Here is a 15,999-nt window from a genome sequence, read left to right on the forward strand (position 1 = left end):
TTTATTTAATTACATAAATAAGTGATACACTCGCTTTTGTAGGACCGAAATAATTTTTGCTCGAATCCTTCAGTTTAGTACCACACGTTGCACAAGGATATTTCTCGTATACAATATGTGCATATCCCACTCCTACCGATGCTTCGATACTCCAACGTTTTCTCAATATCCACGAATGTCCTATCGAAATACCTCCTCCATACAGATGTCCCTGGTAACGGGTATTCTGCATATTCTCACTAATAAACGACCAGTCAGGAAATCCGCCTACATTGAAATCCGCATAATGCCCGTGTACTCCTATAAATGTTCGTCTGAAGCTCTCACAGAACCAATATCGAACCTCCGGTTGTACTCCCCAATGCCGCAAACGTCTGCCATTATCAGGCTTCCAGGGATTATAATTCACAGGAACATCCAATGTCCATTTGCGTGCCAGTCCAAACTCCAAACCGAGATTCATGGTAGTAGTAGCATCATACAGAAGATTGCTTTTCAGAGCTATCTTCTGGGCTTTACTCTCGAAAGCAACGCATCCCAGCATAAGTACTATGAGTATAATAACTTTCTTCATTATATCTTACATTTATAGGTCACCCTTTTTGGGTGATATCAATCTTTATACGCTTCACAGAACTCCCACCTACCGATGATCCATTAGACATAACTGTTGTCAAATATACAGTTCCCCTTCTGCGATTATTAGTAGTATTAGGCAATACTTCAATAAAAATCTGTCCATCTTCTACTATAATCCGTTCCGTATCTTCTCTTTCAACCATTGTCGAAGGGCGCAATTTTATCCAATTTTTAGGATTATCATCGCCATCCTCAACCTGACCGGTAAGACAATGATAGTCCATTAAGTTAGGGTAAGTACCCGGATACGGATAGCTATCAGTAGGTCTATACTCCAGTACAGTTCCACTTGCGTTAATCGCCTGTCTTTGTCTGATATGAACCTGTTTTTCCAAATTTCCAAGTTTTAATGTTATATATGCATTATTTTTCTCAACTCCGTTTTCAAATTGACCGTTTTCAAAATACATCAGCCAGGTATATGTAAAGACCCTCACTGTAGTAATACGAGGGGAAGCAACTCCCCCGGTTACAACAGGTATTTTTCCATCTACGGGAGAACTTAATGAAAAAGCTCCTGATACTTCTCCCCTATTATCTGTTATATTTCTTGTATCAGGAAAAACCTTTGTACAATCTGTTATTAAATCAAAAGCATTATAGATATTATCCACATCTGAGTAAGTAATATAGACCGAATTACTCACCCCCAGATAATAATCATTATTAGCTATAATTTCATACGAATCGCCATCATCCACAATTATTTTGAAATCAAGGTCGACATTCGAAGGTTTAGCCACTTTAGCATCAGCCATTGTGTCGTAACCAGGTCCCTTGGCTTTTATAATGGTAAACGTATAAGACTTGTTACGAGACAAATCTATTGCGTTCAAGTTTTTATCGACGATAGCCATTTTATAATAGTAATCCTTATTATCATACTTTCCCTGAATAATCATATATGTATTATTCAGCGTGTTAGACTCGTATATATATATGGGATTGCTATTTGTACTCTGTCCCTCAGTCACTACACTTGCAGCCACCAAAGGGGTTGAGTAATCTGAAGCTCCCTGATACTCCGTCAAATTAGAAGTATTATTCATGATCGAGTTGCTATAGTTATGCAACTGTCCCTGTCGAGGTACATTGAATAAAGCCATAATTCCATTTAACTCAAAATTGTCTGCTGTATTCACTACTGCTATTCTAGCTACTGCACGAGTGAGTAACAATGCCCCCTTAGACGGATCTGAATTCTGTATTTTAGTATCATTATCTATCTTATTTACTTCCAGCACAGCACTCATCGGAATTATTTCACCAGTTCCGCTATATGGAATTATTGTAAGCGAAGGACTTGCTAATGGTTCAGTCAACAACTTTGAGCATGCATCCGCCAGCGTTACACCACTCAATCTTGTATTAAGATTCGTCTCATTAAATACATATCCATTAGCATTATCATTATTATAATAAAACTTACTCTGAGTATTTGCCAAAATTAGCAACTGACATTTACTACTTTGTTTGGTCAATATTACATATCTTTTTCCTACCATTTCGAAAGCTTGCACTGCCTCTACAAAGGTGGCACTTCCTCCATTTCCCTTAAACACAAGCACCCAAGGTGTCATGCTGATATCATTTTCAGCAGCCCTCGTCGATGGAAGATCGTATGAATGAGCACGAGTAAAAATTTCAATCTGTACTTTATCATCCGAATCATTCCCTCCGCCTTGCTGCTCTGTACTATTGATATCATGCTCGCAGCTTGATATCAACAGTAGCAAGAGCAGATAGAACAGTTTATTTATATGTATTACTATTTTCCTCATTTCTTCACACATCGTATTGAATACCCAAATACATGTCCTGTAGATATCGGGCGTGGCTCTGCATAATTAAGTTGCATCGTCCATATATTTCCATAAGGTGCTCCGGTTTCATTGCCACTAACTACCTTAGTCCACCCCGGTGCAACAGAGGAAGCCCAATAATATCCCGTTTGGCCGGCATATTCCAAACTACCATCCAGATGCCATCTTCTTCCCGCAGCCGGAAAGAAGATAGAAGCACTAGTATTACTGTTATATACTAACACACCACCATAAGCCGCATCAGCGTTGTCCAAACTGACACCTCTATATTTAGTATAACCTAATGTTCCTTCTCCTCTAGTTGTGCCATCAACCATCGTTTTCTCCTTGATCGGACGTCTGTCAAAGAAACCATCAGCATAAAATCCATACATAACTTCAGAAAGCGGCACAGGAGTATATAATTCCGGTTTATATGTCCCATTAGTCGGATATGGACTATCTACCGTATTGGAAGCCGCATCTCCCCGCATAGGATCGGCAAATAAAGACATTCTCCAGTCCGACATATAAACCTGATCGTAATTATAACTATTCACTGCAATCCGATCCTCCGGTCCATCAGTGGGACGAACATACCCGGGAGGACATATTTCATAATAATTCTTCAGGATAGTTCCCGTCGAAGGATTCCAAAAAAGGTTCACACCATTGATACGTTCTATCGGCCACCCTGTTATAGCCCAAGGGGCACTTCCCATATTCACATTCGTAGGATGATATCCTCGGAGTCCCTTAGCAACATTCGCAATGGGCAGTGCCCACTGAAAATGCGCCCCGGCCTGGGTAGGATACTTTACAAAATCAACTTCACCTGCTAGATTACTATAATTTATAGCCTGATACTGAACTGTGGTACCCGGAGTATCCTTAAACGCTTTCATCGTCAAGTTATACGGCGAGAATTTAGCTCCATAATCAGAAGCACCTCTTATACTCCCACTCCGCATCAGATAATCCGGATCGCCTCCCTGACGAACAAATAATTTAGTATCATAAGACGTTACTACATTGTTTTCAGACTTTTCGTAATGAACATTCACAAAACCATATCTAGGGCTTCCTGTTGTATTTTTACTTTTCAATCCTATTCTGAAATAAACACGTCCTTTCCCTGCTACAGAGCTCCCTGTTTCAAATCTAAAAGCATTAGGAACAACCGGATAATCTTCAGCGTCCCCTGGATTATCCGTACCAATATTCGGGTCAAAACTCGGGCTGGCACTTATGACAATAAAATCCCTGTATTCATCAGGCACTGTTACCGTCCAATTCCACCAATAGTCCCATCTTATACCCTTGATCACTCTCTCTCCGACTTCATTATCATCCCAAAAAGCTCCTACATAAGGAGTAGACCACAAATTGTCAGAAGCATTTTTCTCAAAGACATATCGTACACCTTCCTGCTTTACATGCACAATAATTTTCCTTTGGAGGGCATTGGTCCCCGCATGATCTTCTGAAGCTGATAAAGTAAGAGTATATGTTTTATCACCCGCCACATTATCATCGGTATTAGGCCGATCCAACACAATATCCATATATCCCAGTCCTGTTTTCGCATCATACCTGATTCTGAAGTCATCGTTAGGAGCATAGTTTTGAGAAGACAAGGCATTAAATATATTATTCGTCACTTTTTCAGCACCATTCTCATCATATACCACATCCAACACTCTCACAACCGGCATATTTGACCAAAATGCAATTCGTGCTCCATTGAAGTCTGTTATATTAACCTCAATATCAGACACATTCAAGACTCTGGTACCGGAAATCTCCCAGTCTTCTCCAATCTTATCCCATTCTGATGCCTTAATATTCACTTCCAAGGGCTCTTTGATGATACCAAGAAAATCAAGTTTTGTATTTATCGGAAGACTATAACTCACTGTCGGATCACTAGCGGTCTTCAATTGAGTGGAGGGACTATAGTTATTCCCCATGCCTACTATAAGAGTCACTGCTTTACTCGCATCTCCCACTGTCTTCAACTCATTGGCAGGCAGAATAATTCGATTCACTCCTTTTGCCCATGATCTGTCCGAAGCAGTTGGAGTCTCGTCCGAAAAATAACCGGCATCAGCTGCTTTAGTAAAAGTACGTGTTACATTCCTTTCCACTTCACCTGTATAATTATTCGTAAGTGGCACCGCATTGGGAATATTTTCCAATATAATTCCAGTAAAGGTAGCTTCCAGATTATCTTCAGCCTCCAACACAACATCCAAGCGGACGGCTAACCTGTCAAGTCCCAATTGCAGCACATTAACAACCGCGCCACCATTTACCTGAGCTCCCTGACCATTGGGCAATACAGTTATATTCTTAATTTCCTGTATCATTGGAATAATCAAATCAGACGAAAAATATCTCTCCGGATATGCAATATCGTTTAAATCTTCATATTTAGTTATTCCATCCAACTGATCTATAATAAGTGTATTCGCCGGTTCATTCGCCAAAAAAACAAAATCATAACTATCCGGATTAATAGGATGTTGTATAATATCACCATTCGCAGCATTATAGCGAACGTTAGACACACAGTTTTCAGTAACCTTATCAAAAGCCAGAATACGGAGAGTTTCAATAACATAATCATCAGGAGTTGTTCCCGGATGTATACCAACCTTGGCTCCAATCCCTCTGATGGATATATATGAGCTTTTAATCTTATCATCGTTATCAATGAAAGTCTCATCTATACAAGATGAAATAATCAGCAATAACAGGAAAATAATCGGCCCTCTATTGTATATGTTATGTTTAATCTCTCTCATTAAATAGTTGTATTTATTAGACACGCAAAAAACGTTTTAATCAGATATTGCAAATGTCGGTATATTGCATGAGATAAGGAATTTCATCCATTTCTCATACTGACAATGAAAGTTTAAATAAAAGACTAAAAATGCAGGAGAACTCCAATGCGCTTACGAATAATGAAAGGCAATAAGGATCAAATCTTTATTTTGCATTATTCGAATATAAAAAATCCAAAAGTTACGGCATTCGAAACTTTTGAAGTGAATTATTATAAATAAAATCCATATTAAAAAAGGCCCCTGAATGAAATCATCCAAGGGCCTTTTCAAGCTTTATTCTGAGTTGATAACGTCTACAGCGTTTTCCGTTCCATCTCCGTAGGTGCCACCTCATCCGGGATACTGAACTCCCGATTGGCAAATAGATCCGCAAGTCCCGAAATCTGCTTCAGACGCAACAGTTCATCCCGGTCCATACCAATGTTCTTCATGATCCACTGATCAGACATTCCGGCTCTGTCCAGTTCTGCCACAATATTACACATCAGTTCGATATTATGCATTCCACGGGCACGGTTATGCCGGATAGTGGAACTCATTCGGTTCGACAAATCCTTGTCGATCACCACAATCGGAAGCAAACCGTTTTCACGTTTATAAATACGTTTCGAGGTTTTCAGCACCGTATACCGGTGATAACCATCCACCAGGATATAGTTGTCTTCCTCTTTATTATAATAACACACACAAGGCATCGTAAAGCCGTCCTCCCAAATCGAAAGTTCCAGCAACTTCATTTCGGGCGGAGCTACGACATTCGGATTGTAATCGTTCGCATACACTTTTTCTACAGGTACTGCTTTTACCTCGTAGACCGGGCTTTTATCTACACTCATGATACTATAATTCTATATTGTTCCATTACTTGACTTCTTTTACTCATCTCTTCCTTTGTCGGCGAGAATCCCATGTATTTGCAGGCATGATCATTCTTGAGGATACAAACACACATACGCTTGTAAGTAGGTATCTCCCTGAACTCCGGAATATCAATATCATCCTGATACTCCATGCGTACAGGTTTCTTATACGTTTTATAGTTACTGTTATCCATCACGATAATCGGCACTTTGGCATCAATTAATTTTTGGATGGTTGCATCGCTCAGACATCCACCTTTAGTCCGCCAGAAATGTACGCTGACAGACAGTTTTCGCAGATAATTCTTGCGTGCCCGTTCCGGCAAGGTAGACAACAGGAAATACATGAACTCGCGCCAGGTATAGCCTTCGGGCAGTTTCACCGACTGCCAGCCCATCGCATGTGTGCCGCCGTACATACCGGTGAAGTTCACTCCATTCACCCTTCCTATCATCTTTCCCCATGTGTTGGGGTCGAGTACCCGATAGAGGGCCAGACTCTCCTGTGCTTCATTAATGAACGGGCTCGCCACCCGCTGACGTTCCAGGTTCACTCCCGCACGATAATAAAGGTCATACAGGATGTTATAGTCCCATTGGAATTTCCCGTTCGCCGTCCATACATCCGTCGTTTTCCAGTCAAAAATGGGATATGCATTGTAGATGTCATTTCCCACCTTTGAGGTCCATTTATATTTATGATACATTTGAAATTTACGGCTCATGTAGATACAGCGCCAGCGGTTAAAGCTTTCCTGTGTACGGATACCGATCAGGCAGCAAGTGCGCACCGCATCCTTCTTCTGGTGTATCCATTGTGCAAAGCGCATCTGGAATTCATAATCCCACATGGTAGTATTGTAAAAAGGGAAATCCTCTTTCTTCATAGCCTTTTTAGGCATGGAGCGCACCCATATATCCTTTTTATTATCTTCCCAAGGTCGCCAGAAAGACTGGTACATGGACGTACAGGTAGATACCCGGAAAGGAACGCATACCCGGTATACATCCAGAATGTCTTTATTTGCTTCCAGTATTCTGTCCACATAGTCGATGGTCATCTTGTATTGGATTTCATAATCCATGTGAAATACCCCCAAACGTATTTTCAGATTATTCCGCCTGATATAGTCGATACACATATTGAGCAGTACCCCACTATCTTTCCCTCCCGAGAAAGATACATAAATATTATCAAACTCGTTAAATATTACTTTCAGTCGTTCTTGTGCTAATTCATATACATTTTTTGTTCCTGTGATTGTTTTTTTTCCCATAATTCATCTGTTCATTTTTACATAGCGTGTCCACTTTTTGTCCATAGACGTAAACTCGAATTTCTCAAAAGTTTCCTGATCCTGTATCAGCGTGACAGAATCAAGCGTCCACCCTTCAGGTATGAATGCCGTGACTATAGAAGATAGCAGAAGCGACAAGATATCTTTTCTTTGCTCGTCCACTGCAGCTACATAATAATTATTAATGACAGCCTTCTTTCCGCTTTTTTGTTCAATCGGAACGAAACCCACCACTTCTCTATTGTCAATCGCAATGTACCAAACGAAATCCTCGTTTGTTTTGAACGGATAGTTATTATTTGCACGTATTACATCCGGATCCATTACTAGAGGCGCCAAAAGCTGATATAAATGTTTGTCTTTTCCTTTTAATTGTATTACCTGTATCATAGCATTCAAAAATAGACATACAAAAATAGATAAAAAATTTCGCTTGTCGGCACAAATCTGCATAAAACATTTATTAATGAGCGATTATTTTTCATGTTCAGCATTACTTCACTCTGACCTGTCTCACTTTTATCCATACCGCAAACTATGCAATCCATCTAGTTTAAGTCACGACCAAGTTGAATGGAAATAGCATGCTCATTCATACATAGCCCGTTTTATCTTTGTGGAATCCGTTTTTTTCCATTTCATCAGCTCAATGATTTCATTATTTTTCAAGTCCTTTTCTATGTCATACACAATCTATTTTTTATTAATGATTTTATTTTAATCCTATTCTTGTACTAATGAATAAAGATTATTTTTTCAATCCGGTTTCATTATCATTCATGTATCAGCACCATTTCCCCTTCTCCTACCACTTCATTCGTGTGCCGGTTCACTTTCATAAGGCAGATATTATAATCATTTCTTATTGCCTCTTCTATGATATTGATCACCGCCTCCTGCCTCACTTTTATCTGCCTGTTTTCAAACAGAAGAGCCGGAAAAAGCGCATAGCTTCCTACCTTTTTATCTCTTCCGTGCACCATCGCGTTCACCAGGTTCAATCCACAATGCATTTCAAAGGCTACATTACGATCTGTTATACGCTCCTCGTTTTCTACCGGCACACTGCGCTTGATCACAATCTCCGCTTTCCGCTTATCAACGGTGATACGCATACAGACGGGAGCCTCCCCGTTTTTCAGCAGCTTCTGCCGCTTGATGTAAAACAACACACAGAGTGTACTACGTCTTTTTTCAATTCCCATACTTCTTGCATTTTTAGTGGTACAAAGTTAAATCGTATTGTTCCAAATCAGACTATGCAGAATATTGAGAATCAGCGAAAACAAATCTTAATCGTTGAATTTTTCCCCGGAAAGTCCAACAGATAAGCCAGTGCCAACTACGCTATTCCGCTGCTTTTGGGTGGGGGTATTGGATAAAAAGAAAAGTCCTAAAGTATTGTACTTCAGGACTTTTCTTTATTCTGTTTCATAAGAAAGCGGTGCGTACGGGACTCGAACCCGTGACCCCATGCGTGACAGGCATGTATTCTAACCAACTGAACTAACGCACCAAAATTTCTTTTAATAATCCGCATCTCTCTCGATTGCGGATGCAAAGGTAGACATTTTTTTGAAACCTACAATAGGATGAGTATCTTTTTTCTGAAAAAGTGTATTTATTAAGAATTATCATGTACATTTGCAAGCATTACAATAAATAGAAAATAGAATGAAAAATACACCAATCGAACGAAATGTGATTGACGAAACGATCAATGAGTTTCAAATTGTCGACTTTTCAAAGGCTACTATCCGTGAAGTGAAAGCTATCGCTTCGAAAGCGGAAGCAACATCAGGCGTTGAATTTATCAAAATGGAAATGGGTGTTCCGGGGCTGCCGGCTTCCGCTGTGGGAGTGAAAGCGGAAATCGAAGCATTGCAGAACGGAATTGCAAGTCTGTATCCCGACATCAACGGACTGCCGGAACTGAAAAAAGAAGCGTCCAACTTTATCAAGGCATTTATCAATGTAGATTTAAGTCCGGAAGGTTGTGTGCCCGTCACCGGTTCTATGCAGGGAACATTCGCTTCATTCCTGACTTGCAGCCAGTGCGACGAAAAGAAAGACACGATCCTGTTTATCGATCCGGGATTTCCGGTGCAGAAACAGCAGCTGGTAGTGATGGGACAAAAGTATGAAACATTCGATGTGTACGACTACCGTGGCGACAAACTGAAAGAAAAGCTAGAAAGCTATCTGGAAAAAGGAAATATATCGGCTATTATTTATTCGAATCCCAATAATCCGAGCTGGATTTGCCTGAAAGACGAAGAGCTGCGCATTATCGGTGAACTTGCTACCCGATATGACGTAATCGTGCTGGAAGATCTGGCATACTTTGCGATGGATTTCCGTCAGGACCTGAGCACTCCTTATCAAGCTCCGTTCCAACCTTCAGTAGCTCACTACACAGATAATTACGTATTGCTGATTTCCGGTTCCAAAGCCTTCAGCTATGCTGGGCAACGTATCGGTGTGAGCTGCATCTCCGATAAGTTGTATCACCGCAGTTATCCCGGACTGACCAAACGTTATGGCGGGGGAACATTCGGTACGGTCTTTATCCACCGCGTACTCTATGCGCTTTCTTCCGGAACAAGCCATTCGGCACAGTTTGCTATGGCTGCCATGCTGAAAGCTGCCAATGAAGGTCAATACAACTTCCTCAACGAAGTAAAAGTATATGGCGACAGGGCGCAGAAGTTAAAGGAAATTTTCCTCCGTCACGGATTTTACCTGGTATATGACAACGATTTGGGTGATCCGATTGCCGACGGATTCTACTTCACTATCGGCTATCCGGGAATGACAAGCGGCGAACTAGCCAAAGAACTGATGTACTACGGAGTGAGCGCCATTTCACTGGTCACCACCGGAAGCCATCAAGAAGGATTGCGCGCATGTACCTCTTTTATTAAAGATCATCAGTACGCTCAGCTCGACGAAAGGATGAAATTGTTTGCCCAACATCACCCGGTTGCCTGACAGCCGAATAACAGATTTGCACGGATATTTATATTCACATCAGGTGACAGATTCATAAAAGCTGCTCTTAAAACAAAAAAAATGGGAAAGTATGGCTATTATTCCATTTATTTTCTTATATTAGTGGCACGAATATCAATCTGATGGCATGGATATAGACTCTGACATATTTAAAATTCAATCAAATAATGTATTGCCATCACGAGGAAAGATTCTCATCTCCGAGCCTTTCCTTCGTGATGCCACATTCGGCAGGTCCGTAATTCTGCTTATCGATCATACTGATGAAGGCACGATGGGGCTGATTATCAACAAGCCATTACCGATATTCGTCAATGACATTATCAAAGAGTTCAAATATATCAACGACATACCCTTATACAAAGGTGGCCCCGTTGCCACAGATACCCTGTTCTACCTTCATACCTTGGCAAATATCTCCGGCGCAATACCCGTCAGCAAAGGTCTGTATCTGAACGGAGACTTTGATGAGATAAAGAAATACATCCTGCAAGGCAATAAAGTAGATCAGCACATCCGCTTCTTCCTGGGATACTGCGGCTGGGAAGGCGAACAACTGAATGACGAGCTCAAAGAGAACACATGGCTCGTCTCTAAAGAAGATAAGGACTACCTGATGAACAGTGACACCAAGGATATGTGGAAAGAAGCCTTGGAAAAACTGGGCAGCAAGTATGAAGCCTGGTCCCGCTTTCCACGAGTGCCGACTTTCAATTAATGTTTCTTCGGATTCAGATACTGGAAAATAGCAGCATCTTTGTAACATCCCCCGACTTGCAACCAGTTCTTCAATAGTCCGCATTGAACGAAGCCACATGAAGTAAACAGCTTCATGCAGATTTCATTGTCCGTAGCCACATGAGCATAAAGCTGAGTCAGCGACAAGAAATCAAAGGCATATTCACACAACAACCGCAATGCATCCGAAGCATATCCCTGCTGACGGTCAGCCTTAGAAACGGCAATCCCTACCTCGCCACGAGCATGAAGAGGTACAAAATCAGTGATATCAATCGTCCCCAGCACACGGTGATCAGACCTGCTTATTATCATCAGGCGTAACTGCTTGTCGGCGAATACGTCGCACTGTGAACCTTCTATATATTGCCGCAATACGTAGCGGGAATAAGGGACTGTAAAATTACTGATGTCCCACATGGAAGGATCGTTCTCCATCTCATACATGACATCCAGATCTTCCGGTTCTACCGCCCGGAGATAGATGCGGTCGTTGTTCAAAAAAGACTGTTTCATACCGGCCTACTCTTTATTAATATGAAGTTCGTTACGAAGCCTTTTCTCGCTGGGCAGACAGAAAAGGGAAGCGGTCAGGCCGATCAGCATACAGAGGTTTCCGGTGTTGCTGAGAGTCAGATAATAGCACAATACGTTGAGGATGATAGCCGCTTCGAGCAATCCGAGGCGTACCATGCTCCACTGTACATAACGTTTTAATGCAAGGGGAATGGTCATGTAGTCTATTTTCTTTTTCAGTACCAGGCTGAATAGCTTCAATGCAAGCGGCACGCATAAAGCGGTCAGCAGAATGCCAATAGTCTCAAAATAATAGGTAGCCTGCACATTGTCAACCAAAGCTCCCACAGGAAGGAGGTCGAACTCCCCTGCCCCGAGCAAGAATGCGGGAAGCACCCAAAAGAAAACATAACTGATATTCAAGTTTCTCACTGCGCGTTTTATCTGTTCTTCCATGTTAGTTACGATATTCGTTCAAATAATTAATTCAGGTTATACGGTTCCGGTAAAAAGAGTCCGGTTGACAATACTGCGTCCCAGAGTGATTTCGTCGGCATATTCCAGTTCGTCGCCAACGGATATGCCACGTGCGATTACGCTCAGTCTGACTCCCATCTTCTCCAGTTTACGGTAGATATAGAAGTTGGTGGTATCTCCTTCCATCGTAGTGCTCAAAGCGAGGATGACCTCTTTGATCCCGCCTTCGGATACCCGCTGTACCAGACTCTCAATTTGCAGGTCACTCGGTCCTACCCCGTCCATCGGAGAGATCACTCCGCCCAGTACGTGATAAAGTCCCCGATACTGCTGGGTAGCCTCTACCGCCATCACGTCGCGGATGTTCTCTACCACGCAGACAGTGGAAGCATCACGCTGCGGATTGGCACAAATCTGGCAAGTTTCAGTATCCGATATATTATGGCATATTCTACAATACTTCACTTCACGTTTCAGCGTAATAATGGAGTTGCCGAATGCCTCCACAGTGGCTGTATCCTGCCGGAGCAGATGCAATACAAGCCGCATCGCCGTCTTACGCCCGATGCCCGGAAGTTTGGAAAATTCGCCTACTGCTTTTTCGAGCAGGACGGAAGGATATTGTTGGTTCATATAGACTACAAATGAAATTCGATCTGTTTCGAGCGCAAAGATACGGATTATTGTTTTTTTATACCTATATCAAACGGAATTTGTCGATAAATAGTGCTATTTGATATATAAAAAGGAGCTAAAAGTGTTACCTTTGCAGCCGATATGATGATACTTGTCACTATTGTATGCTATTTTGCAGGGTTATTGTTGATAGCCCACATCACCGGACACAAAGGCGGATCAAATGCAGCGTTCTTTAAAGGAGAAAACAAATCACCTTGGTATGTAGTCTCTTTTGGCATGATTGGCGCTTCTATTTCCGGCGTGACGTTCGTATCCGTACCGGGCATGGTACGGGGAATGGACATGACGTACATGCAAACGGTGCTCGGCTTCTTTTTCGGCTACATGATCGTAGCGCATGTATTGCTGCCGCTATACTACAAGCTAAACCTGACAAGCATCTACGGATATCTCGGCACACGTATCGGCGTACACACTTACCGCACCGGTTCTTTCTTCTTCCTGCTCTCCCGTATGCTGGGAACAGCAGCCAAACTGTATCTCGTCTGTCTGATCCTGCACACTCATGTGTTTCAGGAGATGCATATTCCTTTCTGGGTGATTGCTGTCGGCTCCGTAACCCTCGTATGGATATACACCCACAAAAGTGGAATCAAAACGATTGTATGGACAGATACCCTGCAAACGTTCTGCCTGATCGCAGCCCTGCTTTTCATTATCTACTTCACGATACAGAAGCTGGATACAGGCTTTGACGGCATCGTACAAACCATCCGCAACAGCGAACATAGCCGGATTTTCGTATTCGACGACTGGATTTCCCGCCAAAACTTCTTCAAACAATTCTTTAGCGGAATCTTTATCGTGATCGTAATGACCGGACTCGACCAAGATATGATGCAAAAGAACCTCTCCTGCCGCAACCTGCGCGAGGCCAAAAAGAATATGTACTGCTACGGATTCTCATTCATCCCGCTGAATTTCCTGTTTTTGTGTCTGGGCATCCTGCTGCTTGCCTTAGCCGGGCAAATGCAACTGGAACTGCCGGCTATGAATGATGATATCCTTCCCATGTTTGCCACACAAGGATATCTGGGACATTCGGTACTGATTCTTTTTACGATCGGCATCATCGCCGCAGCTTTCAGCAATTCGGATTCCGCCCTGACTGCCATGACCACCAGCGTATGCATAGACCTGCTAAACACAGAGAAGGACACGGAAGAAGTGGCCCGCCGCAAAAGAAAGAGAGTGCATCTGCTCCTCTCCGTCCTGCTGGCTTTCTTCATCTGTCTGGTGGAAATGCTGAACAACAAAAGCGTGATTGACGCGATCTACATCATCGCATCCTACACATACGGACCTTTACTGGGCATGTTCGCCTTCGGATTATTCACCCGCCGGCAGACAAACGACCGGCTGGTCCCGCTCATCGCCATCGCCTCTCCGGTGCTCTGCTACGCTCTGGACTGGTGGATCAGCAAAGAAACCGGATATAAATTTGGCTATGAATTGCTAATGTTAAACGGAAGCCTTACCTTTGCGGGGATCATGTTGCTGTCCGGAAAAGAGAAAGCGGTAAAAACCCCTTAAAAACAGGTGTTCCAACGTTTATAATAAATAATGATAGAATTTATTATAAACGACGCAATAGTTTATTAGAAATGACAAGAGAGTTTATTAGAAGTAGAAAAACAAAGAAATAAATGACAATAAAATGGAAATAACAAGTGCAGAATTTGTGATTAGCAACACGGACGTAAGGAAATGTCCGACAGGAGTATTTCCCGAATACGCCTTCATTGGCCGTTCGAATGTAGGAAAGTCGAGCCTTATCAATATGCTGACTGCCCGCAAAGGACTGGCAATGACCTCAGCCACACCGGGTAAAACAATGCTTATCAATCACTTCCTGATTAACCAAAGCTGGTATTTGGTCGATCTTCCCGGATACGGCTACGCCAGACGCGGACAAAAAGGCAAAGACCAGATACGTACCATCATCGAAGACTATATCCTCGAACGGGAACAGATGACAAACCTGTTTGTACTGATAGACAGTCGTCTGGAGCCTCAGAAAATAGATCTGGAATTTATGGAATGGTTAGGCGAAAACGGCATCCCTTTCTCTATCATCTTCACCAAAGCAGACAAGTTGAAAGGCGGACGTCTGAAAATGAATATCAACGCTTATCTGCGCGAACTGGGCAAGCAATGGGAAGAACTCCCTCCTTATTTCGTCTCTTCCTCGGAAGACCGCACAGGGCGTACCGAAATCCTCGACTATATAGAAAACATCAGTAAAGAACTCTATAAAAATAAGTAAACGCAAATGAAAAAGAACATTTTATTTATTGCATGGATTGCAATATTCTCATTGACAGCAAGCAACAGTCAGGCACAATCATTAAAAGATTTGCTCAATAAAGACAACATTTCCAAAGTAGTAAACGCCATCACCGGAACACCCGAAACGATAGACATGACAGGCACATGGACTTACAGCGGATCGGCAGTAGAATTTGAATCGGACAATCTGCTGATGAAAGCAGGAGGAGCCGCAGCCGCCACGATGGCAGAAAACAAGTTGAACGAACAACTAACCAAAGTGGGCATCAAAGAAGGACAAATGAGTTTCACTTTCAACGCCGACAGCACCTTTACAAGCACTGTTGGAAAAAAGAAACTGAGTGGTACCTATTCATATAACGCTTCTACCAAACAGGTAGACTTGAAATACCTGAAACTCCTGAACCTGCACGCGAAAGTGAACTGCACCTCCAACTCTATGGACCTGCTGTTCAACTCCGACAAACTACTCAAATTAATGACATTCCTCGGCAGCAAGACAAACAGCACCGCACTGAAAACAGTAAGCTCACTTGCTGAAAACTACGACGGGATGATGCTGGGATTCGGATTAAAGAAATAGTCTTCATTTAGTTCATTCGGCTGGAGAAAATCAGATGAAAAACATGGCGGAAAAAATGGCTTAATAAAAAAACCTAAGCTCTGAAACGCCCATGAATAGGGCGCAAAAACCCAATCAAAACCAGTAGAGAAGAGAAGAGTAGAGAATTCTATTCTAAAGAAATAGAATTATTAAGAAAGAAAAGAAAGAATTTCGCCGCCGCCGATTTGCTTTCGAATCGGAAAAGAATATATT

General features: G+C 42.2%; 14 protein-coding genes, 1 tRNA gene and 1 pseudogene. 5 read left to right on the forward strand and 11 right to left on the reverse strand.

The features are described from left to right. Window position 1: 1 nt before the first annotated feature. The 8 genes and pseudogenes from HMPREF2794_RS06200 to HMPREF2794_RS06235 all read right to left on the reverse strand — a co-directional run bounded on the left by HMPREF2794_RS06200 (window position 2) and on the right by HMPREF2794_RS06235 (window position 8,967). Window positions 2-574, reverse strand: a complete 573-nt coding sequence (locus HMPREF2794_RS06200; RefSeq protein WP_022301077.1) for a DUF3575 domain-containing protein — start codon at window positions 572-574, stop codon at window positions 2-4. Between the two features lie 19 nt (window positions 575-593). Then, complete coding sequence (locus HMPREF2794_RS06205; RefSeq protein WP_010537872.1) at window positions 594-2,420, reverse strand: hypothetical protein; 1,827 nt, start codon at window positions 2,418-2,420, stop codon at window positions 594-596. Further along, the gene (locus tag HMPREF2794_RS06210; RefSeq protein WP_010537871.1) at window positions 2,417-5,248 is read right to left on the reverse strand and encodes a hypothetical protein; all 2,832 of its coding nucleotides are present in this window, start codon (window positions 5,246-5,248) and stop codon (window positions 2,417-2,419) included. The genes HMPREF2794_RS06205 and HMPREF2794_RS06210 overlap by 4 nt, the downstream gene beginning before the upstream one ends. A 338-nt stretch (window positions 5,249-5,586) precedes the next feature. Next, window positions 5,587-6,129 (reverse strand): IbrB-like domain-containing protein, encoded by a 543-nt coding sequence (locus HMPREF2794_RS06215; protein WP_010537870.1) that lies wholly within the window; start codon window positions 6,127-6,129, stop codon window positions 5,587-5,589. Further along, window positions 6,126-7,430, reverse strand: a complete 1,305-nt coding sequence (locus HMPREF2794_RS06220; protein ID WP_070612404.1) for a DUF3440 domain-containing protein — start codon at window positions 7,428-7,430, stop codon at window positions 6,126-6,128. Before HMPREF2794_RS06220 ends, HMPREF2794_RS06215 begins: the two co-directional genes overlap by 4 nt. A gap of 3 nt (window positions 7,431-7,433) precedes the next feature. Continuing rightward, on the reverse strand, window positions 7,434-7,841 hold the full coding sequence (locus tag HMPREF2794_RS06225; protein ID WP_029425534.1) for a hypothetical protein: 408 nt from the start codon (window positions 7,839-7,841) through the stop codon (window positions 7,434-7,436). Between the two features lie 662 nt (window positions 7,842-8,503). After that, window positions 8,504-8,656, reverse strand: a pseudogene (locus HMPREF2794_RS28410) (Arm DNA-binding domain-containing protein); the annotation flags it as partial. 237 nt (window positions 8,657-8,893) lie between these two features. After that, window positions 8,894-8,967, reverse strand: a tRNA-Asp gene (locus HMPREF2794_RS06235). A gap of 158 nt (window positions 8,968-9,125) precedes the next feature. On the opposite strand from HMPREF2794_RS06235, the gene HMPREF2794_RS06240 reads away from it, so the two are divergent. Next, the gene (locus HMPREF2794_RS06240; RefSeq protein ID WP_070751167.1) at window positions 9,126-10,442 is read left to right on the forward strand and encodes an aminotransferase class I/II-fold pyridoxal phosphate-dependent enzyme; all 1,317 of its coding nucleotides are present in this window, start codon (window positions 9,126-9,128) and stop codon (window positions 10,440-10,442) included. 148 nt (window positions 10,443-10,590) lie between these two features. After that, window positions 10,591-11,181: a YqgE/AlgH family protein gene (locus tag HMPREF2794_RS06245; RefSeq protein WP_010537865.1), complete on the forward strand. Its 591-nt coding sequence runs from the start codon at window positions 10,591-10,593 to the stop codon at window positions 11,179-11,181. Here the strand turns inward: HMPREF2794_RS06245 and HMPREF2794_RS06250 are convergent. From HMPREF2794_RS06250 to recR, 3 genes are read right to left on the reverse strand one after another with little or no spacing between them, the layout of a single operon-like run. After that, on the reverse strand, window positions 11,178-11,717 hold the full coding sequence (locus tag HMPREF2794_RS06250) for a GNAT family N-acetyltransferase (protein ID WP_010537864.1): 540 nt from the start codon (window positions 11,715-11,717) through the stop codon (window positions 11,178-11,180). The two genes, HMPREF2794_RS06245 and HMPREF2794_RS06250, sit on opposite strands and share 4 nt — an antisense overlap. A gap of 6 nt (window positions 11,718-11,723) precedes the next feature. After that, window positions 11,724-12,173 carry a hypothetical protein gene (locus HMPREF2794_RS06255; RefSeq protein ID WP_010537863.1) on the reverse strand — a complete coding sequence of 150 codons (450 nt, stop codon included), beginning with the start codon at window positions 12,171-12,173 and terminating at the stop codon, window positions 11,724-11,726. A 36-nt stretch (window positions 12,174-12,209) separates the two neighbouring features. Further along, window positions 12,210-12,827 carry a recombination mediator RecR gene (gene recR, locus HMPREF2794_RS06260; RefSeq protein ID WP_022301075.1) on the reverse strand — a complete coding sequence of 206 codons (618 nt, stop codon included), beginning with the start codon at window positions 12,825-12,827 and terminating at the stop codon, window positions 12,210-12,212. 144 nt (window positions 12,828-12,971) lie between these two features. On the opposite strand from recR, the gene HMPREF2794_RS06265 reads away from it, so the two are divergent. The 3 genes from HMPREF2794_RS06265 to HMPREF2794_RS06275 all read left to right on the forward strand — a co-directional run bounded on the left by HMPREF2794_RS06265 (window position 12,972) and on the right by HMPREF2794_RS06275 (window position 15,765). Next, window positions 12,972-14,426 carry a sodium:solute symporter gene (locus HMPREF2794_RS06265; protein WP_010537861.1) on the forward strand — a complete coding sequence of 485 codons (1,455 nt, stop codon included), beginning with the start codon at window positions 12,972-12,974 and terminating at the stop codon, window positions 14,424-14,426. Window positions 14,427-14,550: 124 nt separating this feature from the next. Then, window positions 14,551-15,159 (forward strand): ribosome biogenesis GTP-binding protein YihA/YsxC, encoded by a 609-nt coding sequence (yihA, locus tag HMPREF2794_RS06270; RefSeq protein ID WP_010537860.1) that lies wholly within the window; start codon window positions 14,551-14,553, stop codon window positions 15,157-15,159. A 6-nt stretch (window positions 15,160-15,165) separates the two neighbouring features. Beyond that, window positions 15,166-15,765 carry a DUF4923 family protein gene (locus HMPREF2794_RS06275; protein WP_010537859.1) on the forward strand — a complete coding sequence of 200 codons (600 nt, stop codon included), beginning with the start codon at window positions 15,166-15,168 and terminating at the stop codon, window positions 15,763-15,765. The last annotated feature ends 234 nt before the right edge of the window (window positions 15,766-15,999 follow it).

Source organism: Bacteroides sp. HMSC067B03 (genome assembly GCF_001811315.1).
GTDB classification, from domain to species: Bacteria; Bacteroidota; Bacteroidia; order Bacteroidales; family Bacteroidaceae; genus Bacteroides; species Bacteroides faecis.